The organism is Treponema sp. OMZ 838 (assembly GCF_000775995.1).
Classification (GTDB): Bacteria; Spirochaetota; Spirochaetia; order Treponematales; family Treponemataceae; genus Treponema.
Genome location: NZ_CP009227.1, coordinates 162,900 through 186,647, shown reverse-complemented (window position 1 = coordinate 186,647; position 23,748 = coordinate 162,900). Strand labels below are relative to the sequence as shown.

The following is a 23,748-nucleotide window of genomic DNA, read 5'->3' as shown; positions in this document are numbered from 1 at the left end:
ATCTAATAAAATCAGTTCATGGCACGCAGTAAGTACGGAATGACACCGTGGGGCGCATGGTTTTTACGGATGATCGAAAGCTATGACGGCGACGGGCGGGTGTCGCGGGGGAAAAGTTACGCGAATACCGGTAAGGTAGATTCCCTCGTTATTACCGGTAATAAAGTTGCTGCCCGTGTTGCGGGGCATTATGACCCCTGGTACTATATTTCGCTCACCTTTCCCCGTATTTCCGAACCGAATCGAAAAAAATTGGAAAAAATCTTAACGGAGCATCCCGCCGACTTCATCGCATTGGGAAGCGGTACGATGACGGAACGTCTTGTAACGCTCTTTGAGGCAAAGGATATACGGTTTATTCCCCGCCGCTGGAGCCTTATCGAAAGCGATTGCTCCTGTCCCGACTCCGCCTCCCTGTGTAAACACATCGCTGCGGTGCTGTATATTTTGGCAAAAGAAATCGACCACGATCCGCGGCTCCTCTTTCAGCTTGCGGGCATCGATCTCGCCGAACTGCGGGAAAAAATACTGCCCGCCGCACGGGAAAAGTCTGCCGAATCGGCTCTAACCGTCGTATCGGAGCAGGGCGCATCACCGGCGGATACTACGGCAGCGGATTCCGCAATGGGTGTTACACCGGCGGATAATACTGCACCGGCAACCGATAATGCCTCAACCGCCGGAGCGCAAAGAAAAGCGAGGCAATCCGGCGTGGCGGGTAGGGCAACTAAAGCATCGTCTTTTTCAGTGCCGTCAGAACCCGAATACGAACATCCGGTGCCGTTATCCCTGCGCCGTGCGGATGAGCCTGCGCTGGACGTACCCGCGGAGCTTCCCCGCTTTCCACTTGAAGAATCGTTTTTACCGCTGATTTCCGCGCTGCTTCCGCCGCTTACACCGTTTTATGATGATGACTTGGTGGCTGCCTTTAAAGAGCTATACCATAAACTGATTGTCCGGCAGAACAAAGAATTCGAGTTGACGCTTGAGCAGCGGATTGCCGTTTTAATGAAATCCGGTACGGGCTGCGCATCGGCGGCAACGCTGTGCGATTCAAGCCGCCTTTTGTACACGCCGGTTCGGCTCGATACGGCAAAACTGCCGACGCAAAAAACGACAGAGGTTCCGGCTTTCCCCTTGCAGAAAGAAGCAGCGTTGCAGCTCCGCGTGCGGCTTCCGAACGGTACGGAGGCCGCGCTGACACTCGTGCAAGCACTTCACCTGTTGCGCGGCGTTACACCCCTTACGGATTCTCCGGATGGTATGAAGGCGGCATATACGGTACTGACACTCGGAGAGCGGCTCGTCGCCGAGTCTGCGCTGCTGCCGGCGGTATACCTCGATCCGGGAACGCGGAAACTGGCGATATTTTGGAAGCCGCTGACTTCGGCGCAGGCTGTTTCCGCAGCAATCGACCGCTGCGCCCTCTTTATCACCGAAGCATTTTTTCCGCAAGTTAAGAGCTGGGGCAGGCGGTACTGCACCGAACTGCTGCTGACGGCGTTCCTCACCGAATATGTGCATACTACCGGTTTTATGCCCTCCGGTATCCGCCAAGCGGAACAGGAAATTGCGGCTCTCTTTTTCCAAGGCGCGACTATCAACACGAAGGCGCCGGGTATGCGCCGCCTTCCCGCATCGATTACCCGTTGGCTTGCCGTGCTCTACTACGACAGCAACAGCCTCCATTTCCGGCTCATCTTGGAGGAGGCAAAACAGTCTGACTTTCAGATTTCCGCCGAGGTGTGCCACAGCGAAGAAACGAACAACCGGTTCGTACCGTTTTCCCGTATCGCCGACTCCGTACAGCTGGAAAGCAAAACGGTGGAGTTCGCGATTGCGCTTTCCGCATATCTGCCGAAATTAACGGAGATGATCGGGCAAAAGTCGGTTCCGCTTACGCAGGAAGAGACGGCGGTGTTTTTACGGACGGCGGCGCCGCTCCTCTCCCGTTTTGGGATAGAGGTCGTGCTGCCTAAGACGTTGCAGCGGGCGCTGAAACCGCGGGCGGTGTTCCAGCTGAAACGACAAAAGGGAGCCGGCGCCGTACAGTCGTACCTCAGCCTTGATAATCTGATGGATTATGACCGCAGCATTATGCTTGGCGATACCGTCATCAGCGCCAAGAAATTCCGCGCATTGATGAAGCAGAGCAGCGGTTTGGTGAGATTTAACGACCGCTACATCCTTGTCGATCCCGAACACACGGCGCGTCTTCTCGAAACCATGCAGCACGAAAGACCCGGCATCAATGAGGTCATTCAAGGGACATTGACCGGAGATACCGTAATGGCGGACGGCGCGCCGTTTTCTTATTCGCTCTTTCGGGAAACGGATGCCGCAGTACCCCGCACATTGCAGGCGACGCTCCGGCCGTATCAGAAAAAAGGTTTTCAGTGGCTCTATTCTACCATTAGAAGCGGCTTCGGCTGTCTATTGGGGGATGATATGGGGCTTGGTAAAACGCTGCAAGTTATCGCCCTTATTCTCAAATTGAAAGAACAGGGCTTTGAGCATAGCGGCATCCTTATCGCAGCTCCGGCAAGTCTTTTGCCGAACTGGGAACATGAGCTGCACACCTTTGCTCCGTCGCTGCGTTGTACAATCTTGCACGGACAGGGGCGGCGGTTTTCCGCAAAGTCTGACATTCATATTACGACGTATCAGACCCTCCAGCGGGATGTAAAAAAACTTTCCGAAAAGACCTTTGACTGCCTGATTATCGACGAAGCGCAGGCGGTTAAAAATACGCAGACCAAAAACGCTCAAGCGCTCAGGCTTTTGCAGGCACAGTCCCGCATCGCGATGACCGGTACGCCGGTTGAAAACAGCCTTGAGGATATGCGCGCCTTGTTCGATTTTATCATTCCGGGTTATCTCGGCTCTTCGGAAACCTTCCGTAAAAAATGGCGCATACCCATCGAGCTGCACGGCGATGCGGAGACTGCGGAATCATTCCAAAAGATTACCGCGCCGTTTTTACTCCGCCGCCTTAAAACCGACCCCGCCGTTATTTCCGACTTACCGGAAAAAGTGATTACGCCGCAATACTGCCGCCTGACGCCGGAGCAAATCGCGCTGTACGAAAGCCTTGTTGAAACGCAGCTGAAAAGCGTGTTGAAGGCGGAGGAGGGGATTCAGCGGAATGCGTTGGTACTGAAACTGCTGACCGCCTTAAAGCAGGTGTGCAACCATCCCCATGTCTATGACGAAAGCTTTCAGACCGATACGGCGCTTTCCGGCAAGACCGCCGCGCTGATGCAGCTGCTCGGCGAAATATTGGACGCCGGCGAAAAGACACTGATTTTCAGCCAATACACGCAAACGCTCTTTTTACTGCGGAAGCTGATACAGGAGCAATTCGGCGATGAGCCGCTCCTCTTGCACGGACAGATGCCGCTTACCGCACGGAAGGCCGCGGTCGAATCGTTCCAAACCGATCCGGCGCAACGCATCTTTCTTATTTCGCTCAAGGCAGGCGGTACCGGCTTAAACCTTACCGCTGCGACCCGCGTTATCCACTTTGACCTCTGGTACAACCCTGCGATAGAAGATCAGGCGACCGACCGCGCATTCCGAATCGGGCAGCACAACACCGTGTTTGTGTCCCGTTTTATCTGCGCCGGTACCTTTGAAGAAAAAATCGATGAGATGATTCAAAAGAAGCGGCATATTTCTCAGATGACCTTGAGCGGCGGCGAATCGTGGATCGGCAAGATGAGCAATGAAGAACTTGCCGAGTTGTTTCAGTAAAGAACCGCAACACACTTAAGCGTTTTAGGAGATGCCTCATTGTAAACAGTTCACATGGAACGGTATAGTCTAAAAGAGCAAGCGAGGATATAATCATTTGAATGAGTTACGATAAGAATGCGGTGAAAGAAGCCGTCAAAGAGCATTACGAAAATCTGGCACAGGGAAGCCTTTCCGTACATGGTGAGGCTGAAAAGATAACGACTTCGATAGGCTATGCCGCACAAGATTTGGTCGGCATTCCGAAAGAGGCCGACCTCGGGCTCGGCTGTGGAAATCCGCAAGAAGCTGCCAAGCCCCGCTTAAACGAAACCATCCTTGACTTAGGATGCGGAAGAGGACTTGACTGCTTTATAGCGTCAAAAGCTGTCGGTAAAAACGGAAAAGTTTTCGGGCTTGACAGCTCAAAAACTATGATCAGCCGCGCTTCGGAAATCGCCGTAAAAAACGGGTTTACCAATTGCGAATTTATACTTGGCGAAATTGAACATATTCCGCTTTCCGATAGTTCCCTCGATCTCATCATGAGTAATTGCGTGATAAATTTGTCAACGGATAAATATGGAGTGTATTCAGAGCTTTACCGCTGTCTTCGCAAAGGCGGAAGAGTCGCGATTTCCGACATCACTTTAAAGGCTGCTTTGCCGCACGAATGGATCTCTGATCCCGATATGGTAAAAACGTGAGTGGGGGGAGCTTGGTCTGCGGAGCAGATAAAAGACACCTTTGAAAAAATCGGCTTTATCAACATAATCATACGTTCAAAAGACGTTTCAGACGAATACGCAAAGAAATGGGGACACGGCTTGGCAATAAAAACCTATATCCAAAGCAGCCTCATTTACGCAGAAAAATAAATGTTATACCCTTTCGTTCCGGAACGCCTTCGGCGCAGCTCCCATCGCTAACCTTTGGGATAAAAACACAGGCTCCACGCCCTAGAGTTTCGGTAGAAAGTCTTTGTAAATACCGGGCGTAGAGCCGTCAATTAAAACGGCGCCGACGGTTTTTTGATAGAAGGCTTCGGGACCGACTCCTCCGATAATGGCATAGGCATACCCTTCGTTGCGTAGGGCATGGAGCGATGCGAGCAGCAGCGCTTTGCCGATACCTTTCCCCTGCTCATCTTCCAATACCTTTGTAGGGCCAAAAAAGTCGGGCGCGGTTGCGTTATAGCACGCATATCCGAGTATGTTCTGCCCGCGGGTAGCGATAAAGCAGCTCACCGGTATGCGGGAAAAGCAGGTATCGCATTCGCCTGCTGCGCTTAAAGTGGAATGTTCTTTCACCCATTCAACGATTCGAAACTTATCGGGCGTCATCGCGCGCCGAATATGCACATCGTATTTCCGCTGCAATTCCGCATAAAGCTCTTCTGCCGGAGGCAGCCGGAGCAAGTTCACCAACATATCTGCCATATCTTTTCCTTTCTCTCATCAGATAAAACAGTATAGCATAGAATAGCGGGAAACATAAAGGAAGGTTTTATTTTGGCAGGGGAATAACGGTGTGTAATGACTGCATTGATATTTATTTATATACTTATAGGCGATTTGTTTGCTTTGAAAATCAAAGATGTGAAAAAATATTACATTTACAATTACTACCTAGATAGAAGCATATCATTTGTTAGGAGGAAAATATCCTAAAGAGTTTGAAGATGTCTTCAAAAGAGAAGGGGCTGTCCAAAAACTTCGGTTTTTAGACAGTTTTCTTACTATTTAGCCTTTTACCGAGCCGATTGTCAGCCCTTTCACAAAGTATTTTTGCAGGAAAGGATAAAGCAGGATAATCGGCAGCGTCGAAACGATAATGACAGCGGCTTTAATCGAAATACCGATAACCGACATATCTGCGCTGCCGGCTCCATCCCCCATTGTTGCCGTACCGTTGACGATATTGCGTAAGAACAGCATAACAGGGAACTGTGAAGACTTTAAGTAGATCAATCCGTTAAACCAATCATTCCAAAAGAATACTGCCGTATAGAGACCAATTGCCGCTAAAGCAGGAGTCGAAAGAGGAATGACAATTTCCATGAAAATTCTAAAGTAGCCGAGTCCGTCTATCAATGCAGCTTCTTCCAGTTCATGCGGAAAGGCTTTAAAAAAGTTTATTAAGATAATCAAGTGGAACTGATTGATGGCAAAGGGAAGCAATATCGCGAATACCGTACCTGTTAAATGTAATGAAGAAATAAGCAGATAGGTGGGGATTAAACCTCCCGAAAAAAACATCGAAAAGACTATCAGCTTCATGATGATGCCGGTTCCTCGTAAAAACTTCTTTGAAAGCGGATACGCAAAAGTCGAGGTAAAGCAGAGTGCAATAAGGGTGCCGAAAAAAGTATAGAAAATAGTATTACCGTATGCTTTAAAGAAATTCGGGTATGTGAATATTTGCTTATATGCCGCAGTTGTAAATCCTACCGGTAAAAATGATACTTTGTTTTGCATGATGGCTGCGGGGTCGGAAAAAGACAGGGCAATCATATATATGAACGGTACAATGCAGATGAGTACGATAAACGCCATCACAATGAACAGAATAAGATTAAAAATAGTGAACGATTTTTGTCTTGATTGCATAGATCACTCCGTATTAATAGATACTTTCGTCGGTGAGGCGTTTGCTTACAGCGTTTGCAGAGGCAACGAGGAAAATGCCGATAACGCCGGTAAATAATCCGATTGCGGTTGCATACGAATAATTTTGATTTGCTAAGCCGGTACGGTATACAAGTGTTGCGATAATATCGCTGACGTCCGCATTGTTTGGGGTATACATAAGCAATATCTTCTCAAAGCCAAGCGTCAGTAATCTGCCTATTTCCAGAATAAGCATAACCATAATAGTCGGCAGGATGGATGGTATAGTGATATACAGTATCTGCTGCAATTTTCCTGCTCCATCGATCTTCGCCGCCTCGTATAATTCTTCGTTAATCCCTGTAATTGCCGCAAGATAGATAATGGCAGTCCAACCCATATATTGCCATGTGTCGGTGAAGATGTACAAAGTTCTAAAATAGGACGGTTCGTTCATAAAATAGATCGGCTGCATATCGAACGTGTTTTTTAACAGAAGATTTAAAATACCGGTACTCGGCGAAAGAATTTCCGCAGCCATTGCAATAACGACAACGGTTGAAATAAAGCGCGGCATATATGAAACCGTCTGTACGAATTTCTTTAAAAAAACGGAACGTATTTCGTTTAAGAGGAGTGCAAAGATAATCGGTATCGGGAAGTTTATGAGTAAATTCATTAGCGATAGAGTCAGCGTATTTCTAAATGCGCGCCAAAAAGCAGGGTCTTTAAAAAACATCGTAAAATAGCGCAGCCCTACCCATTCGGTGCCGAATGCGCCGAGTCCCGGACGGTATCGTCTAAATGCAAGTACATTACCGAAAATCGGAACATATTTAAATATGATAAAATAAATTAAGGGCAGCAGAAGCATCGCATAAAGCTGCCAATATTGATGAAAATAGCGTTTTGTTCTTTGATTCATAGTGTTAAAAATAATAAGGCATCTCTAAAAGCTAATCGAGTTTTCAGAGATGCCCAATACGCCCGCAAAGCGATGCTTATGCAGGCGCAGCAAGAGGTTATTTCCTTACGTGCTCGTTATAGAGTGTAAGGTACTTTTCAATGCCGACATTATTCATTTCGGTAACATAGGCATTCCAATCCTTATCAAGATCTTTTTTCCCGGTGATAAAATCATTGTTCCATTTTTCAAATGTATCTAAGAGCGGAGTACGTAGAATACCTGCTTCTTCCGCGACAGCATCATCAAACAGCGGAGTAGGGGGAATCGGCTGGATCGCCATATCCATCTTTTCTACTTCTGCATTGATACGAGCATAATTGTCATCGTACTTGGTCATTTCTCTGCTGTTAATCCATACCAGCTGCGTCGTATCGGCGCCGCATCCGTATTTCAACTGCATCGTCTTGTAAACACCTTCAGGAGCTTCGGTAATTTCCTTTGCATACTTGATTTTACCGTTTTCAACCGTATAGGTTACGCCTTCTACTCCGAGACACCAGAGTTTTGCACCTTCATCGCTGAAGAAAATGTTGTCGATTGCACGAACAATTTGTTCAAAGTCAGCGCGTTTTGCTGTCTTTGACGGGAACATGATACCCCATTGTGTTCTGCTCTTGGGCTGATGGTGTGCGCCTGCAGGGCCTGCAAGAGGCGGATACATTTGCAGCTTAAAGCCTTCGATAGCCGATTTACCCGTAACGCCACCGATTTGGTCATAGTACGCATAGGTGGCAACCGCTTTGCCGGTAGCGAGCTTTTGCGCCCATTTATCACCATCGATAGGCTCTGCCATTTCAGGATCCAGCAGTCCCTCTTTGTAGAGCTTTGCAAGGAAACGTGCATAGGCCTTATACATTTCCGTTACGGCGCCTGCAAAATAGTTACCCTTTGCATAGTCCCAGCTTAAAACGCCGGTACCGGTTGAAGAATTTTTGCCGAGGCTGATGCCGAATGACGGCATTGTCATTCTATATAAAACCCGCGGGCCGGCCAAAATGGTCAGGGGGTAGGAGTCGGGATTATCTTTTTTGTATTTCTTTAAGAAGACATAGAGGTCATCGAATGTTTTCGGCTGAGAGAGGCCGTATTTATTCAGCATGTCTTCGCGTAAAATCAATCCGCCGTCGTAAAAAGGAACATCAAATAAAGAAGGAAGATAATAATATTTTCCGTCCTTTAGGCGCACTGCGTCGATGTCTTTTTCCAATCCGAATTTTTTTACTTGTGCATTAAAGTTCGGAGTCCATTCGGCATAGTCGCTGATCGGAATAAGCGCGCCGTTTAATGCCAATGAACCGTTTTCGCCGTTCGTGTTTTGGTAAAGGATTACATCGGGGCCGTTGCCGGTATTTAAGGCTAACGATACTTTGGTGTTGTAATCGGCAATCGGTATCGGCTCAAAGTGCAGTTTTGTGTTTGAGCGTTTTTCCGATTCCTGCACGGTCAGCCAATCGGCTTTGAAGGGAAGCGTTGCATTGTCTGAATAGTACAATGAGATTTCAATCGGCTTTTCCGAATTGGTTTTCGCTGCGGATGCGTCCGTTTTTTTCGTATTGCACCCGCTCAGCAAGGTACCGGCAATCAACAGTGCGGCACAGAGCTTCAACATACGTTTCATAATTTCCTCCGAATTCATGAGCATCTTTAAAAGTATTTTGGTTTGTATCAAGATGCTCTTTAAAAAGGGTAACCTGCTATTATCCATTTGTCAAGTTTTACTGTGTGTTTTGATACGAATTTTTGAGTATGTACTTGCGAAGATGCAATAACCGGCTTATACTAAACCGATATGCGGTTTTTTGATAGGTTTTTTCGCTGGGTAAAGAGACCACAGATATATGCGCTGGTTGGCGGTAACGGTACCGGAAAAAGTTTTAGAGCACGATTGGTCGCCCAAAAATACGGAATAGATTTAATTATCGATGACGGATTGGTCATTAAAGGCGATAAAATACTCGCGGGACATTCTGCAAAACGGGAAAAAACCTTTTTGGCAGCGGTAAAAACGGCTGTTTTTGACGATAAGCAGCACCGTGATGAAGCGGCCAAAGTCCTTCATCAATTAAGCCGTAAAAAAGTGCTTATTTTAGGTACATCGGATAAGATGGTCAATAAAATTGCGACGAGATTGCAGATCCCGCCGCCGCAAAAAATTATCCGCATTGAAGATATCGCAACGAGGGAAGAGATTGAAACCGCTATCCGGAGCCGCCGTGTCGAAGGGAAGCACGTTATTCCTGTTCCGTCTGTCGAGGTGAAGAGGAACTATCCGCAAATATTTTATGATAAAATCAGACTGCTGTTCCGTAATGCAAATATCGGGCACTTAAAAGAAGAAGAAACGTTATTTGAAAAATCGGTTGTGCGTCCTGAATTCTCAAAGGTTTATGCGGCACAAGTTTCCGATACCGCATTAAAAGAAATGGTTATACAATATGCGGCTCAGTATGATAGCGCGGTGAATATTAAGAAAATTACCGTTCAAACCGAAGATAACGGTTATAGAGTTATTATGATGGTCGATATGCCGGCAGGGCCTGATTTGACTGGTAGGATATTGGCATTAAAAGATTCTATTATAAAAAATATCGAGCGGTATTCCGGGATTTTTATCGAAGACCTTAATATCGTATTAAATCAGATGATTGATATACAAACGGAGGCGTAAAATGGCACGGACACTGATCCCTTTATGGCAAAATTGGCAATTTGCAGAAAACTTTACAGAACAGTACATACAAACCCATTGCGACGAAACACATTTTACCGAAGTGCAGCTTCCGCATACGGTAAAAGAATTGCCGTATCATTATTTTGATGAAAAAGTATATCAAGTAGAGTCGTGTTATCGAAAAAAATTTGCCGTCTCTTCTCAGTTGCAAGGGATGCGCCTTTTTATCGATTTTGACGGAGTGATGTGCTATGCCAAGGTCTTTGTTAACGGACAGCCGGTCGGCGAGCATAAAGGTGGGTATGTTCCTTTTCCTGTGGAGATTACTCAATATGTTGAGTATGGAGATGAAGAAAGGAACGTATTGGTTGTATATGTCGATTCGACGGAACGAGCCGATATCCCTCCGTTCGGCGGTGAGGTTGATTACCTTTGTTACGGAGGTATTTACCGCGATGTTACGCTGCGTGCAGTACCCTATTGTCATATCGAATCGATGTATGCCCGCCCTGTTTCCGTTTTAACGGCAGAAAAAAGTTTGCAGGTTGATATTGCGATTGCACACAGCGAACGGACAAATAAGTCGATCGATGTTTCCGTAGCGCTCTTCGATTCCAGAAACCGGAAACGGGCAGAGTTGAGCAGAAGTCTTGTTGTATCCGTTCCCTCTCTTTCTTTATCGATGCTTATGGATGAATTAATCGGCTTAAAGCTATGGACGCTTGAAAAGCCTGAGTTGTATCGTGTCGAAGTATCTTTACTGGAAGACGGTATGATATGTGATACCGTATCTACCCGTATCGGTTTCCGCACGGCTGAGTTTACGCCGGAAGGTTTTTTCTTAAACGGCAAGCCGCTGAAGCTGCGCGGTTTAAACCGGCATCAGTCTTTTCCCTACGTCGGGTATGCGATGCCTGAACGGGTACAGCGGAAAGATGCAGATATTCTGAAATACGAGCTTGGCGTTAATATCGTCCGTACCTCGCATTATCCGCAGTCGCCGTATTTTTTGGATCGATGTGATGAGATCGGCTTATTGGTTTTTGAAGAAACGCCCGGTTGGCAGTATATCGGCGATTCCGCCTGGCAGGATATCAGTTGCGAAAGTATCCGGAAGATGATTATCAGAGACCGGAATCACCCTTCTATTGTATTGTGGGGAGTACGCATTAATGAATCGCCTGATTGCACGGCGTTTTATCAGCGCACAAATACGATCGCCCATGAGCTTGATCCGTACCGGCAGACCGGCGGCGTCCGCTGTATTGAAAACAGTGAATTTTTTGAAGACGTCTATACGATGAACGATTTTATATACGGTTCTCAAGGATTGCCTGCCGGTAATGGAGCGGGAACTGCGCGGGTGCTTCGTTCTCAACGTGAGGTTACGGGACAGTCCGATGTGGTGCCGTATCTGGTAACCGAGTTCGGCGGACACATCTATCCGACAAAACGGTTCGATCAGGAAGAGCGTTTGGTTGAGCATGCAAAGCTTCACCTCGCGGTACAGAATGCCGCCGCCCTTGACCCGCAAAAATGCGGCGCAATCGGATGGTGTGCGTTTGACTATAATACTCATGCGAATTTCGGTTCGGGCGACCGTATTTGCTACCACGGTGTGATGGATATGTTCCGCCTTCCTAAGTTCGCCGCAAGCGTCTATGCAAGTCAGCTGTCTGCGGAAGTACGGCCGGTGTTGGAACCGTTAACCCGTTATACCGTCGGCGACCGTGCAGTCGGCGGAATTGCGCCGCTTATCATCTGTACGAACTGTACCGCAGTTAGGCTTACTATCGGCGAAAAAGATTTAGGTCTGTTCTATCCCGCTTTTGACCGGTATCCCGGGTTTGTGCATCCGCCTGTTGTTATCGAGAACCTTCCAAGCGTGTGGGGCGGCGGATGGGAAGATGCCGTATTCACCGGCTACCATAACGGTAAAGAGTGTATTACCCGCCGCTTTACTGCAAATCCCGTTGCGGCGCAGCTTGTACTTATCGCCGATGAGACAAAACTTCGGGCGGACATACCCGATGCCGTCCGCTTTGTTGTGCGCCTCCTTGATCAGGCTGGAAACGAATTACCGTATAGTTCCGAGGTTGTGCAGATTAAGCTGAAAGGCCCCGCCGAGGTTATCGGCCCTAAAGAGTTCGCCCTCATCGGCGGTGCCCGCGGCTTTTGGATTAAAACGCTCGGAAAAGCCGGCACGGTAAAGGTGTCCGCACAAACCGGTGAATTTAAAAGCGGGACCGTTTCAATCCGCATCCGGTAAAAATTTTAAGGGTAATTGACAAAGATTTTATTTTACGCTATATTCTTCAAGTATTTTTACGGCGGTATAGCTCAGTTGGTAGAGCAAACGGCTCATATCCGTTAGGTCATAGGTTCAAGCCCTATTGCCGCTAACTCCTTTAAAAGACACTCGTTCAGAGTGTCTTTTTTTTCGCAAATTAAATCTAAGGGAAAACCGCTGAACAAAGCTTACCTTTCAAAAACTGATTCGCAGTCCGCAAAACGGATATGATAAATTATTTCCTTACAGAACAAACCGATAAGACTTGCGTTTTTAGAGGCTTCTACTCATTCAACAGTGAATACAACCGATACCTCTTCATCGCCGCAGCGGACGATAAGCCGGTGTTCTCCTTTTTCCAGCGGAAGGCTGCCTGAAAACGGGCGGTTTAGGGTAATCGGAGCGCGGCCGTCGTAGCTAATGTATACGGTATCTTCCGCTCCGCCGGTAATTTCGATTGGAACACCGGTGCCTTGGTAACGAGCATTGCTGACAAAACGGCTGCCATCTGCCGGCCGGATGACCGTTAACGCATTGCTCGGCTGTCCGATTGTACCGTGCCGTGTGATGTTCGCAAACCAGCGCCGGTATTCTTCGGGGTATACGGTAACTAAGTGCCCGTTTTGTATTTGGTGCCAGCTGCATTCGCCGCCCGCTTGTTGATATGTGTTCCCCGCTTGTTCATATTCGCCGTTTTCCCGTTTATATGTGCCGTGCCGGTTGGGTGCATCAATCCGGTTGGATGTGCCGAAGCTGCCGTATCCTGCGTTGCGTCCATTGTACCTGTTGTGCTCGCTGAAAGCGGTGAATGCGGACGGCAGATATTCCTGCACTGTGTTGTGGCATGCAGGACCGGCGGGCATTCCCGAAAGGGCGCAAACGGATTCGCGGCGCCAATGCTCCGGTTCTGCAAAGTTTTTTGCCGGTACCGTAAGACCGTCCGCGAAGGGCTGGCTGTGCAGCCGGACGAGTAAGTTCCGAGCAATCGAAGCGGGAGCGGAGCTTCCTGTTTTTCCGATGACGGTATTGCCTGCAAAATTCCCCATCCAGATGCCGACGGTAAAGGCTGATGATGATGCGAGGGCGATAAGGCTTTGGAATTGATTCGCCGTTCCTGTTTTAAAGATGGAAGGGAAGGGTGTGTTCAGGGGTGAAGAGAAACCGAATCCCTTTGCCCTTGCTGCGGAATCTGAAAGGATTGAGCAGATGAGCCGCGCGGTGTCTGCGCTGAAAACCTGTTTCGGTGCGGAAAAGCCGTCGGCAGTGCTCCCATCCGTAAATGAGCGCAGCGGAAGGAGTACTCCGTCGCGCGGAAAAACGCTGAATGCGCGTACCAGTTCGTAGAGGGGAACCGGTACGCTGCCGAGTGCAAGCGACAGTTTTACATCCGAGCCTTCCGTATCGATAGATTGAAAGCCGAGTTCCTCTAACGTGTGCAGATAGGTTTCGATGCCGAGTTCGTTGAGGAGATAGACGGCGGGGATGTTGAGGCTGGAGGCAAGCGCAATCCGTAAGCGGACGGGACCGTTAAACCGGTTATTAAAGTTGCGCGGGATATATGCTTCCTCCTTTCCGAACCGTATCGGAATATCCGGCAAGACATCCGACGGCTTCCATCCTTGTTCCAATGCGAGCGCATATAAAAATGGTTTGGAACTGCTTCCGCTTTGATTTAACGCGGTAACGCCGTCGATTTTTCCATTGCTTTCATCGTCAAAATATGAGTTCGAGCCTATCCACGCAAGAATATTTCCGGTTGCGTTTTCGATAACGAGAATGGCGCCATTGTGTACGCGGGCTTGAGGATTGCTTTTCAACTGAGCGCGGAGGAGCAGTTCAGCCTGAGCGGACAAGGCACTGTCTGCGGTTAAATACCAGTCGGGCGGCAATGCTTGAGGTGCGGCTTTGGGGGATGCCGATACGGACTGGTGCGCAGTCTGTGTTTGACTGGTCATCTGCGGGGAACTGCTGTCTTGCGTAATTTTCGGGCTGTCTTCCGGGTGCGGTTGAGTACCACCTTGCGCACCTTGTAGAACTTCCGGTTGTCGGTGAAAATCACCTGCTTTATATCGCCGCACAAGGTATTCGATGTAATGAGGCATCCCGAAGGGGTATTCAAAGCGGCGTGCGGTATGGGCAGCCTGCAGCAGCCGATCTGTAAGCAGGGTGTCTTGCTGTCCGTTCTGCCCTTCGCTTTCTTGCATAAAGACGGCGCGGTAGAGCGCGGCCGCTTTTTCGGCACAGGCTTCGGGATGCTCAAGCGGGTTGTAACCGGCGGGACGGCGGGGGATGACTGCGAGGCAGCAGAGCTGTTCCGCAGTCAGTTCCGAAAGCGGCAGTGCGAAAAAATTCCTTGCTGCCGAGGTAAGGCCTTCGGTTTGGAAGCCGAACGGAAGGCTGTTAAGATAGAGTTCAAGAATAGCCTGTTTTGAAAGGCGCCGCTCAATCCGGAGCGCGTTTCGAGCTTCGCGGAGCTTTGCAAAAAACGTGCGCCTTTTTGCCGGAACGACGAGGCGGGCGAGCTGCATCGTAACGGTAGACGCACCGCTGACCCGCTTTCCGCTGCTGATATTTTGATAAGTTGCCCGTGCAATAGCGGCAACATCGATACCGCGGTGGGCGAAAAAATCCTTGTCTTCCGCAGCGAGAAAGATGCGGACGGCATCGGGCGGGATCGCTTCATACGCCGTAAACTCACGCCGTATGCCGTCCTCCAGTGCGAGGATTTGAATAAGATTGCCGCCCCGATCATAGACGCGGGTACTCCAATCCCGCTGCATAAAAGCGTCCAGTTCCGGGAACGGCAAAAAGAGCGAAAGCCAGCCGCCGATACAGAGTACAATCAGCAACGCCGCCGTGCCGTACAGCAGCCGTTTTTTAGATAATCTGCGCGTATTACTCTGCCGTATTTTCATAACCGCTGATAATCGGCGTAGTTTTTTTTGAAAAGTCCATGTAAGGTTTCGGCAATCTGTAAGCTCAAATCTCCATCCAATTTTGTTTCTTTTCTGTCGTAAGTAAAAATACCGTTCACCTCATCTTCAACATCGCTCACTTGAGTGTAAATTGAAGCGCTCAATCCCTTTTCCATCGTCGGATATACATCGGTTTCATAGAGGTTCCGGATACCGTCGTTTAAAGATTGCGTATCCTTGAAGATTTTATAACCGTATAAAATATCGGAGGAGATATGACCGTCCACGGCCAGGCTGAACCCTCCGAATTCGGTTAAGGCTAAAATCCGATTCAACGGATCGGGTTTCGGGCGGAAGGACTTAAAATAAATATGATAGCTGTGGAAATCTCCTGCACCTTGATCAAAATAGCCGCTTGCATGATCGATGAGCCTCGTGGGATCTTGTTTATGGACGTATTCCGCCATTGAGGCTGCTTCGAATTGCCCCCATCCTTCATTAAAAGGAACCCATACCGAAAGGCTTACCGTATTGTACAGTAAATCGATGGTACATTCGGCATCGCGTAAAAATATGTTTCGACCCTTTTCGCTTTTGCGTCCGTGGAGGGCATAGCGGTTTTTCCTATCGTTAAAATTGAAGCCGAGCCACGGTGCATATTGAACGACCAACGGTTTATACGGACCGCCGCCGCTGACAAAATCCTGCCAGACAAGCATTCCGAGCCTATCACAATGATAGTACCAGCGGAGGGGTTCTATTTTAATGTGCTTCCTCAGCATATTAAAACCCATATCTTTCAGTTTTTTAATTTCCCAAATCATCGCCTCGTCGGAAGGCGGCGTATACATTCCGTCGCTCCAATAACCCTGATCCAAGAGCCCGTGATGAAAGATCGGCGCTCCGTTTAGACTGAGAACGGGACCGTGTTTGCCGTTGATGATCCCGAATTCCCGCATACCGAAGTATGAAGTTACCGTATCCTCTCCTGCACGGATTTCTACATCATAGAGGAAAGGCTGTTCGGGACTCCAACTCTTAAAATCGGCAGGCATTTTTATCCGCAGCGGATTGGTTGTGAGCGTGTCTTCCGCAATTACAGAACCGGAGTCAAAGATTTTAATGCGTATATCATTATCACGTTTAACATATCTATCATCAAGGCGATGCGAAGGGTGTCTATCGTTTCCGGTGACATCGGATCCGGTAATAAAAACCGAAATTTCAACTTCACCGGTTTGATAATGAGGCGTTATATTGATCTTTTCGATATGAGTGCCAGGAACTTTTTCGCACCATACGGTTTGCCAAATACCGCTCTGACCCGTGTACCAAATCTCTCCTCGGTTTAAGGTTTGCTTACCGTAGGCCTCATCACCGGTATCGGTATCGTCGGTAACTGCAATGACAATTTCCGTTGTATCACCGTTTAAAAAATTGCTGATATCAAAAGAGAACGGCCAGTATCCTCCCGAATGGGAACCTACTTCTTTACCGTTGACATAGACGGTACAGTGTTGATCTACCGCTCCGAAATGTAACAGGAGCCGCTCACTCAGTTTACATTGTTCAAAGTTGAATGTTCTGCGGTACCACAGCGTTTCACCCGGAAGTAACTGCCGCTGTACATTTGACAGGATTGTTTCCGGAGAGAACGGTACGATTATTTCTCCGTCCCATATTTTAGGCATCTGTTTATCGGCGGTTATCGCGTAGTCCCATGCTCCGTTTAAGCATTGCCATTCTTTCCGCGCCAACTGAGGACGGGGATAATCGTTTAAGGGCTTTCGCTTGTCGAGGGCTTCACCCCACGGTGTGAGTAAAGGTTTTATCGGTTTGTTTTTTCTCATGTTATTGTCTCGATGGTAAGGAGGTCGTTTCTGCGCCGGTTATACATTTTCGATGCGAAAAAGAGCGGAAAGAGCGCCGTTACCGCTAGAATTGCTCCCCACAGATAGATGGATTCTGCGGGAATATTTTCGATGATTCCGAATTCATTCGCGATGGAGCCTGCTCCGTTTTTAACAATAATGTTGCCTATCACGGTTCCGATAATCATCGGGGTGAGGACGAAAAAGAGAATACGGATACCTTCAAACTGACCGCGTGCGGTTTCGGGATAGAGTTCTTTAACCCAGATGGTCATCGATTGCGTAACAAGGATTTGTCCTGCACCTGCAAGGAAAACGGAAAGGAACAGCGGAATGTTTTGCACGCAGAATACCGTTTCCGTGTTAAAAGCTGCGGGCTTTGCAAAGAGCGATAAAATGCATAAGCCGACGATATTCAGAATAATTGCAAAACAGGCAAGCTGCGGAGTACGCCTCTTATTGATAATCCCGATTGCAGGAATCACCAGCAGGGACGCAGCGACTAAACTTAATCCTTGAATAATACCCATGTTCCCTGCGTTAAAGCCCATGCGGTAAATCATCCAGTTTCCCATGTGGACAAAATAAACATTGAACGAAACAAAAAAAAGCGCTGTTGTAATACACGCAAGCATCAATTCTTTTTGAGAAAAAAATCCTTCCGCTTTAAAGATCGAGCTTAATTGCTCCCAAAATGAACCCGTTTTGTAGGGTTTTAAGTTGGGAGCATCTTTTAATAGAAGAAGAGAGAGAAGCCCTGCAAGGATGACAAAGATACCCATAGACCAAAACAACCGTTGATAGTTATTTTCGCTGCCGATGAGCAAACCGCCCAATACGGTGCCGACGATGGTGCCGATTATCGGTTGAATTGCGAGCACGGCTCCGACTTGACCGCGGTTTTTATCGGTAGTCATGTCATTGCTCCATGCGTTGTATCCCGAATCGTTTCCCATAGAGCCGAAAAAGCTCATAACATCATCGGCTAAGATAACAAGAACTGCCGCCCAGATTGAAGCTTTTGCTCCGGTTCCGACCTGTCCGTGTCCTACAAATTCGGTAAGACCGAACAGAATCGTCGTCAATCCCCATACGATGTAGCCTATAGAGATAAATCTTCTTCTCGAACCTATTCTATCCGACAGTGTCCCGAATATGAAGGTTGAGAATGTTGTGACCAAAGCGCTGGTAATAACCATGAGCGTTACGATAGAGGAATCTTTTGCAATCTTTGCATACACAAAGGTATTAAACCATTGATTTTCGATATTCCAGCATAACTGCCCCGCAAGACCTAAGCCCCACATTAAAAACCAAAACCGTTTTGTTCCAATAAGACTTTTTTCAGTTTTCATCACGTCTATCCAAGATAAAGTAAGGAGTGTTAAAAGTTTGTAATTCGTGGTATGTTTAGATTAGAAAGAAAAAACAATACCACAAAAGAAATTACAGACCTAAATCAGTGTAACGCAAACTTAAGATAATTGCTATCCTTGATCAACTTTGGTGAAGTTGTTGCGGCCACTTTGAATACCTTTTGTTACGCCACACATAAAAATTGGATTATAGTGTTGAGACTATCGGGCTGATCCTCTTCGTACATCAGATTCTTAAATGGATTTCGTTCAGAATCACTCAAACGCAACAATATTATCGCACACACCTATGCTGTAAGTTTAAACCGCAAACCGGCAAGTGCTTTACGGCTATGACGGCAACCTAAATCTACAGAAAACCTCTCAAAACGGAAGTTTTTAGAGGTTTTCCTATACATCTGATTGGCAGTTTTATAGCAAAACATACGTCATAATTATGTATCCAATCAGCGATTTTGCTCATTTGTATGTTGCTGTATTTACCTATGGTAAGTTTTTCGTAAAATAAAGCTCTTGCTCAATAAAAAAGGCAGCTCATTTAATGGGCTGCCTTTTTGCGTAAAACAATTAAAATTAGAACTTTAGCGAAAGACCTAACTTTAAGTTTACACTGTTAGCAAGAATATCTTTTAGCTTATCTTTATTTGAAACATTGATGGATGTACTGCCAAGCTTGAAAGTTTTTTCAACCTTTAAGGGTACAAAATAGAAAGTATCAGCTATGCCGCCGTAAATGCCTATCATATCGGTAAAATAAAAACTTGCTAAAATATTTGCACCTAAACCGAACATAACATCCAACTTTTCGTATGATGCGTTAAGAGGTCCTATCTTCGCAGTTTCCGTCGAGCTCATCGCATTTAAACCTAAGCCGCCGCCTACAAAGAGGTTAAACCTTGATTTTTTAAAAAATGTATAACCTGCTCCAATCTGACTATCGAATATAACAGGACTCTTTTTTATAAAATTTGCTGTCTCGCTGCTTACATTATTAAACAAATCCTTATGGCTCTTTCCGGGAAAGGCAATTTGAGCCATTAGATAAAAAAATTCGGCTCTCAGATCCACTGCGATTCCAGCCGCATTGTTGCTTTCATTTGTAAGATTTTTTACTGCATTTTCTAAATTAGCTGAACCCAATGTAGCGACATCGCCTTCGTTTTTACTGTGAACAAAATAATTCGTAAAGGCAGGACCGAACGAAATCGAAAAATCTGCAAATGCAAAAACAGCAGATGCAAGCGAAAGAACCAAAACCATCTTCTTATGCTTCATAATTAACCTCCTATAAAACACATTTTTTCTATTTATAACATATATAAAATAGAACCTAGTATCATATTTTAAACTCTGATAACGGAACCTGCTCCAATTATACAAAATCTTAAAGGTAATAGCAAGCTTTCTGAAGAGTCTATTTAATTCTTATATAAATTAGAAGAAGTATTACCCCAAAAAACACGGAAATCAATTTTTGAAAAAAAGGATGTTTAAGGCTTAAAAAATATACTAAGCTGATAACCATGGGATGAGACGAATTAACAGATAGCCTTGATGAGCTGGAAACGAAGCGTGAATATGACGAATTTTTGGGCCTATCAGGAAAATTGTGTAAATGGATATATACGTATTAGCAGATTGGAACCCGTTTGTCAAATAGTATGGCAAACTGATTTACTGCTAATGCCCAATTTCTGATCGGCATCGTCCAGCGTTTACTCGCATTCCGTATCGCCAAATACATCACCTTATAAATCGAATCGTCATCTGGAAAACTTGATTTATTGCGCGTGATTTTTCTTAAGCTGAAGTTCAACGACTCAATAGCGTTTGTTGTGTAAATGGCTTTTCGTATGTCCATCGGGTAATTGAAAAACTCGATGAGCTCATTCCAGTTTCTCTCCCACGCCGCCTGGATCATCGGGTATTTGTCATCCCATAAAATTGAACAACTTCCAAAGTGTGAACTTTTGAAGTTGTTCAATTCGTGCGCGAAAAGCGCACACGTCAATAAGCGAGGTTTGCATTTATGCAAACTCGACGGTTAAGTTGGACGGCGCTATTTCAGACGGCCTACTTATACCTTCCATTTCTTCACGAATGCTTCCAATGCATCATGCCCGGCATCAGCTGTAATGGCTGAGTATACTTCTTTTAGGTCTTTGCATACTGCCTTGAGATCTGCATTGCCTAAAATAAGCGCTGTATAATCTTTGTAAAATGACGATCTTAAACATCATCACATAATCATACGCCGGTCTTCCGCCAAGACCTTTCGATTCTTTTTGTAACGCTTTCTTTAGAATCGGTCTAAATAGTTCCCAATTTATTTTTTATTTAGTCTCTCAAGGTTGTCTCCGAGCTTGCTCAATACCTTAAACCGCTCTTCTTCATCAAATAAGCCTCTGCCTTTCATGCTTCTACTTTAGCATTTTTTACATCTTTTTTAAGAGGTTTTTAGAGGTGCCCTATGGATTATTTCATGGTTCGAATTTCCGATATTCGGAATACTGTTTTTTATCGGTATTCCGGTATGTATCGTATTTGCTATCATGTATTTTACAAATACTAATCAGAAAATAAAGGATGAAAAAAAGGAGTATGAAGAATTTAAGGCGTGGAAAAAGAATCGGGAGCGTTCTAGGGAAAATAATTCTATAAACAAGTAAAATCGATTTTACAGAATATCCCTGCAAGGTAACCGGCTCACTACTTCTTTTGTATATCTTCCGCCTTCAATTCCTCCGTAAGATAGTCGTCGCTCATGCAATGCATATCGGAAATGCCGTTTTTCATCAATTTATATGTTACCGAATGATAGAATTTTTGTAAGGCTGCATCTAAACTGATATGCTCTTTTTCGGCATACAGAGCGATAACCCGTGCATATTTTTTTTGCAGCAGAACAGGATGTGCTAACATATGCTATAAAATCCTTTGTACTGTAAGTACGTATCAATAATGGACTGCGTTTTAAAGCATATCTGCCAATTCGGTTTTTCGTATTGCAGCCGTTTTAGCGCTTCTGCTTTATCAATCAATCCGTCAAAAAAAAGTTCCACCGTATTAAATACCTTATCATTTGCAATTCCGCCTTCAATTATATCATATCGATTATAATCACTTGGCATAGTACCGGCTCTGCAGTTCAAAATAAAATCAAGCCATGCTTCGGTATAGGCTTCAAAAGAGAGAACCGCGCATTCTTTATAAACAGACACATCAAGTTCGTAGTATGAGATGATCCCGTTTTTCCGCCGTGTTGTATATTTTTCGCACCACTTTTTTGCTTGCTCATAAAACGGTGTGGTATAAAATCCCTTGCCGAAATCCACTCTAAGCCGCGAGTGCTCGGTGTCAGGCTGAGCAATAATCCGATCAGAGCCGTGATACACGATTATACTTTTATCCCGCATTGATCCATCGCCTCAAGTATATCATTGATGATGTATTCCTTATCCTGAGTATGTAGTACATCATAATGTGCAACAATATAGTCGTAGAGAAAACTGCTCGACTCTGCGAGCGCCGTATAGATATGCTCGGCATCCGTTTTTAAGCGGATAGCAAGGTTCTCTATACAGAATATCGCAAATTCAAGTTCATCCGCGTTTTTAATTCGATCACTCATTTGTAACCTACTGCCACTCATTACCCATTAGCTATCTGCCAATCTCTTATTGTGCGTGCATCTTCGTCAAACGAACTTCCTATCAGCACAATCTTCTTATCGTCTACCTGATATTTTGCTGCATATTCTTTCTCTTCTATCTGATTGAGTGCGTCTTCTGCACTGCCGTTACCGGTGAGCTTAAACTCGAAGATGTAAACAGTATCGACAGTAATAACCACGGCGTCCGCACGCCCGGTAGCGCAGTGTACTTCCGTCTGTACAAACTGTCCCATCAGCGCAAAGACAAGGTAAACGGCAGTTTGATAGTTTTGTTCCCGCAGTTTCAGCTTTTCTTTCGGGAAATCATCATACGGTATGCTTGAGATAATCACTTGCATCCGCTCCATAAATTCATCCACATTGCCCTTGCGGATATCTTGTACAAAGCGTCCTACCCATACCCCTGTTTGCCCGAATGGTACGTCAGAGTATGCTGGTAAAAGGTTATGCAAAAAGCCGTACCGTACTTCATCATTCGGAAAGCCCAGCCGGTAGAGTCTTAAATCGCTGATGTATTCTTTAATCGTCAAATACCCTGCTTGAAATAGAATCGGTAATGTATCTTGTGCAACAGCCCGATAGGTTTGTAAGCCATCTTCATCAAGTTCAACATTTCCATCCAAGTCGGGAATATAATAGTGTGCTTCTTTGAGGTAATTAACTAAAAATGTCGGAGTTCCCGTGCTGAACCAGTAGCTTTTAATTTCTTTTTTGACTAATGCACTGAGTACACTATAGGGATTGTACATCCCTTCTCCTGCAGGGTGGAACAAGTAGCCGTCATACCACTGCTTTAAGGCTGCCAATGCTTCTTGATACGTGAGGTTTTGCTCATCGGCAAGTACCTGTATGTCCGGCTGGAAGTTCGTTTCAAGTTCTGTTTGTGTGATACCACAGAGACCGGCATATTGTTTTTCCATCGATATATCGCGGAGATTATTCAAATCGCTGAAAATGCTGATTTTACTGAACTTTGTTACCCCAGTTAAAAAGGCAAAACGGATATATTGATCACAGGTTTTAATCACGGAGTAAAATGCTTTAAGGGTATTGCGATAGTGTTCATTCAGTGTTTCATTTACCCCCATGGTTTGCAGCAAGGGTTTATCGTACTCGTCTACGAGGATGACGACTTGCTTACCGGTTTGTTGGCAGGCTCGTGTAATAATACCGGCAAAACGGAGTGCAAAATTTTGTTCGGATGGTTCAACCCCATATAGTTTTTCCCATTTGCAAAGATGACTATTCAGATTCATACCGAGCTCATCAGATTCTATATAGTTGCCCGTATTAAAATCCAGATACAATACCGGATATGCTTCCCATGCTGCCCGTTGTTCGAACTCCGCTTGTTCTTCCTCGGCGTTTTCAATATACAGGCCTTTAAACAGTTCTTTTTGGCCAAGAAAATATGCTGCGAGTGTTGAAAGAAAAAGGCTTTTCCCAAACCTGCGCGGGCGGCTGAGAAAATAGACTCGACCGCCGGTTACTAATCGCGCAAGATACTCTGTTTTGTCTACATAGAGATAGCGGTCATTCCGTAAGACCTTAAAGCTCTGTATGCCGACCGGCAGTTTTCGTGAAAAGTTCATACCGGTATTATAGCACGGTTATTGCCGTTCCGCAATTTACTCAGTCTGATAC

The 23,748-nt window shown here is 46.0% G+C and carries 19 protein-coding genes and 1 tRNA gene; 6 read left to right on the top strand and 14 right to left on the bottom strand.

Features of this window, described 5'->3' with window-relative positions; all coding sequences use genetic code 11:
- Nucleotides 1–18 precede the first annotated feature (18 nt).
- The 3 genes from QI63_RS00795 (at nt 19) to QI63_RS00785 (ending at nt 4,610) form a co-directional block, all read left to right on the top strand.
- On the top strand, nt 19–3,753 hold the full coding sequence (locus QI63_RS00795; RefSeq protein ID WP_044013012.1) for a DEAD/DEAH box helicase: 3,735 nt from the start codon (nt 19–21) through the stop codon (nt 3,751–3,753).
- Between the two features lie 101 nt (nt 3,754–3,854).
- A complete protein-coding gene (locus QI63_RS00790) occupies nt 3,855–4,439 on the top strand; it encodes a methyltransferase domain-containing protein (RefSeq protein ID WP_006188063.1) in 585 nt (194 codons plus the stop codon).
- On the top strand, nt 4,440–4,610 hold the full coding sequence (locus QI63_RS00785; protein WP_006188064.1) for a hypothetical protein: 171 nt from the start codon (nt 4,440–4,442) through the stop codon (nt 4,608–4,610).
- An 81-nt stretch (nt 4,611–4,691) separates the two neighbouring features.
- Here QI63_RS00785 and QI63_RS00780 read toward each other — a convergent pair whose 3' ends face one another.
- The 4 genes from QI63_RS00780 to QI63_RS00765 form a co-directional block, all read right to left on the bottom strand.
- Nucleotides 4,692–5,171 carry a GNAT family N-acetyltransferase gene (locus QI63_RS00780; protein WP_006188065.1) on the bottom strand — a complete coding sequence of 160 codons (480 nt, stop codon included), beginning with the start codon at nt 5,169–5,171 and terminating at the stop codon, nt 4,692–4,694.
- Nucleotides 5,172–5,474: 303 nt separating this feature from the next.
- Nucleotides 5,475–6,341 carry a carbohydrate ABC transporter permease gene (locus QI63_RS00775; RefSeq protein WP_044013008.1) on the bottom strand — a complete coding sequence of 289 codons (867 nt, stop codon included), beginning with the start codon at nt 6,339–6,341 and terminating at the stop codon, nt 5,475–5,477.
- A gap of 13 nt (nt 6,342–6,354) precedes the next feature.
- Complete coding sequence (locus QI63_RS00770; RefSeq protein ID WP_052185437.1) at nt 6,355–7,266, bottom strand: ABC transporter permease; 912 nt, start codon at nt 7,264–7,266, stop codon at nt 6,355–6,357.
- 97 nt (nt 7,267–7,363) lie between these two features.
- Nucleotides 7,364–8,926, bottom strand: coding sequence for an extracellular solute-binding protein (locus tag QI63_RS00765; RefSeq protein ID WP_044016862.1), 1,563 nt, complete (start codon nt 8,924–8,926; stop codon nt 7,364–7,366).
- 171 nt (nt 8,927–9,097) lie between these two features.
- On the opposite strand from QI63_RS00765, the gene QI63_RS00760 reads away from it, so the two are divergent.
- The 3 genes from QI63_RS00760 to QI63_RS00750 all read left to right on the top strand — a co-directional run bounded on the left by QI63_RS00760 (nt 9,098) and on the right by QI63_RS00750 (nt 12,381).
- Entirely contained in the window at nt 9,098–9,976 is an 879-nt protein-coding gene (locus tag QI63_RS00760; protein ID WP_044013004.1) for a peptide ABC transporter ATPase, read from the top strand.
- A 1-nt stretch (nt 9,977) separates the two neighbouring features.
- On the top strand, nt 9,978–12,248 hold the full coding sequence (locus tag QI63_RS00755) for a glycoside hydrolase family 2 protein (protein ID WP_044013002.1): 2,271 nt from the start codon (nt 9,978–9,980) through the stop codon (nt 12,246–12,248).
- A 60-nt stretch (nt 12,249–12,308) separates the two neighbouring features.
- Nucleotides 12,309–12,381, top strand: a tRNA-Met gene (locus QI63_RS00750).
- A 175-nt stretch (nt 12,382–12,556) separates the two neighbouring features.
- Here the strand turns inward: QI63_RS00750 and QI63_RS00745 are convergent.
- The 10 genes from QI63_RS00745 to QI63_RS00705 all read right to left on the bottom strand — a co-directional run bounded on the left by QI63_RS00745 (nt 12,557) and on the right by QI63_RS00705 (nt 23,696).
- Nucleotides 12,557–15,184 (bottom strand): transglycosylase domain-containing protein, encoded by a 2,628-nt coding sequence (locus tag QI63_RS00745; protein ID WP_044012999.1) that lies wholly within the window; start codon nt 15,182–15,184, stop codon nt 12,557–12,559.
- Entirely contained in the window at nt 15,181–17,034 is a 1,854-nt protein-coding gene (locus QI63_RS00740; RefSeq protein WP_044012996.1) for a glycoside hydrolase family 2 protein, read from the bottom strand. Before QI63_RS00740 ends, QI63_RS00745 begins: the two co-directional genes overlap by 4 nt.
- Nucleotides 17,031–18,410 (bottom strand): MFS transporter, encoded by a 1,380-nt coding sequence (locus tag QI63_RS00735; protein WP_044012994.1) that lies wholly within the window; start codon nt 18,408–18,410, stop codon nt 17,031–17,033. The genes QI63_RS00740 and QI63_RS00735 overlap by 4 nt, the downstream gene beginning before the upstream one ends.
- A 594-nt stretch (nt 18,411–19,004) precedes the next feature.
- Nucleotides 19,005–19,706: a DUF2715 domain-containing protein gene (locus tag QI63_RS00730; protein ID WP_044012991.1), complete on the bottom strand. Its 702-nt coding sequence runs from the start codon at nt 19,704–19,706 to the stop codon at nt 19,005–19,007.
- Between the two features lie 355 nt (nt 19,707–20,061).
- Nucleotides 20,062–20,415 carry a transposase gene (locus tag QI63_RS00725; protein WP_255347313.1) on the bottom strand — a complete coding sequence of 118 codons (354 nt, stop codon included), beginning with the start codon at nt 20,413–20,415 and terminating at the stop codon, nt 20,062–20,064.
- A gap of 142 nt (nt 20,416–20,557) precedes the next feature.
- Entirely contained in the window at nt 20,558–20,668 is a 111-nt protein-coding gene (locus QI63_RS13175) for a hypothetical protein (RefSeq protein ID WP_235619816.1), read from the bottom strand.
- Between the two features lie 472 nt (nt 20,669–21,140).
- Nucleotides 21,141–21,353 carry a DUF3791 domain-containing protein gene (locus QI63_RS00720; RefSeq protein WP_044012986.1) on the bottom strand — a complete coding sequence of 71 codons (213 nt, stop codon included), beginning with the start codon at nt 21,351–21,353 and terminating at the stop codon, nt 21,141–21,143.
- Nucleotides 21,347–21,847, bottom strand: a complete 501-nt coding sequence (locus tag QI63_RS00715) for a DUF3990 domain-containing protein (protein ID WP_200877761.1) — start codon at nt 21,845–21,847, stop codon at nt 21,347–21,349. Before QI63_RS00715 ends, QI63_RS00720 begins: the two co-directional genes overlap by 7 nt.
- Complete coding sequence (locus QI63_RS00710) at nt 21,829–22,062, bottom strand: DUF3791 domain-containing protein (protein WP_044016858.1); 234 nt, start codon at nt 22,060–22,062, stop codon at nt 21,829–21,831. Before QI63_RS00710 ends, QI63_RS00715 begins: the two co-directional genes overlap by 19 nt.
- Before the next feature lie 20 nt (nt 22,063–22,082).
- A complete protein-coding gene (locus QI63_RS00705; RefSeq protein WP_044012983.1) occupies nt 22,083–23,696 on the bottom strand; it encodes an ATP-binding protein in 1,614 nt (537 codons plus the stop codon).
- Nucleotides 23,697–23,748 lie beyond the last annotated feature (52 nt).

Excerpts from the sequence above, each read along its gene's own strand:
- QI63_RS00760 (WP_044013004.1), top strand. The coding sequence starts at position 9,098 with ATGCGGTTTTTTGATAGGTTTTTTCGCTGGGTAAAGAGACCACAGATA.
- QI63_RS00765 (WP_044016862.1), bottom strand. The coding sequence starts at position 8,926 with ATGAAACGTATGTTGAAGCTCTGTGCCGCACTGTTGATTGCCGGTACC.
- QI63_RS00775 (WP_044013008.1), bottom strand. The coding sequence starts at position 6,341 with ATGCAATCAAGACAAAAATCGTTCACTATTTTTAATCTTATTCTGTTC.
- QI63_RS00730 (WP_044012991.1), bottom strand. The coding sequence starts at position 19,706 with ATGAAGCATAAGAAGATGGTTTTGGTTCTTTCGCTTGCATCTGCTGTT.
- QI63_RS00735 (WP_044012994.1), bottom strand. The coding sequence starts at position 18,410 with ATGAAAACTGAAAAAAGTCTTATTGGAACAAAACGGTTTTGGTTTTTA.
- QI63_RS00795 (WP_044013012.1), top strand. The coding sequence starts at position 19 with ATGGCACGCAGTAAGTACGGAATGACACCGTGGGGCGCATGGTTTTTA.
- QI63_RS00790 (WP_006188063.1), top strand. The coding sequence starts at position 3,855 with ATGAGTTACGATAAGAATGCGGTGAAAGAAGCCGTCAAAGAGCATTAC.
- QI63_RS00705 (WP_044012983.1), bottom strand. The coding sequence starts at position 23,696 with ATGAACTTTTCACGAAAACTGCCGGTCGGCATACAGAGCTTTAAGGTC.
- QI63_RS13175 (WP_235619816.1), bottom strand. The coding sequence starts at position 20,668 with ATGTTTAAGATCGTCATTTTACAAAGATTATACAGCGCTTATTTTAGG.
- QI63_RS00745 (WP_044012999.1), bottom strand. The coding sequence starts at position 15,184 with ATGAAAATACGGCAGAGTAATACGCGCAGATTATCTAAAAAACGGCTG.
- QI63_RS00780 (WP_006188065.1), bottom strand. The coding sequence starts at position 5,171 with ATGGCAGATATGTTGGTGAACTTGCTCCGGCTGCCTCCGGCAGAAGAG.
- QI63_RS00715 (WP_200877761.1), bottom strand. The coding sequence starts at position 21,847 with ATGCGGGATAAAAGTATAATCGTGTATCACGGCTCTGATCGGATTATT.
- QI63_RS00710 (WP_044016858.1), bottom strand. The coding sequence starts at position 22,062 with ATGAGTGATCGAATTAAAAACGCGGATGAACTTGAATTTGCGATATTC.
- QI63_RS00755 (WP_044013002.1), top strand. The coding sequence starts at position 9,978 with ATGGCACGGACACTGATCCCTTTATGGCAAAATTGGCAATTTGCAGAA.
- QI63_RS00720 (WP_044012986.1), bottom strand. The coding sequence starts at position 21,353 with ATGTTAGCACATCCTGTTCTGCTGCAAAAAAAATATGCACGGGTTATC.
- QI63_RS00770 (WP_052185437.1), bottom strand. The coding sequence starts at position 7,266 with ATGAATCAAAGAACAAAACGCTATTTTCATCAATATTGGCAGCTTTAT.
- QI63_RS00740 (WP_044012996.1), bottom strand. The coding sequence starts at position 17,034 with ATGAGAAAAAACAAACCGATAAAACCTTTACTCACACCGTGGGGTGAA.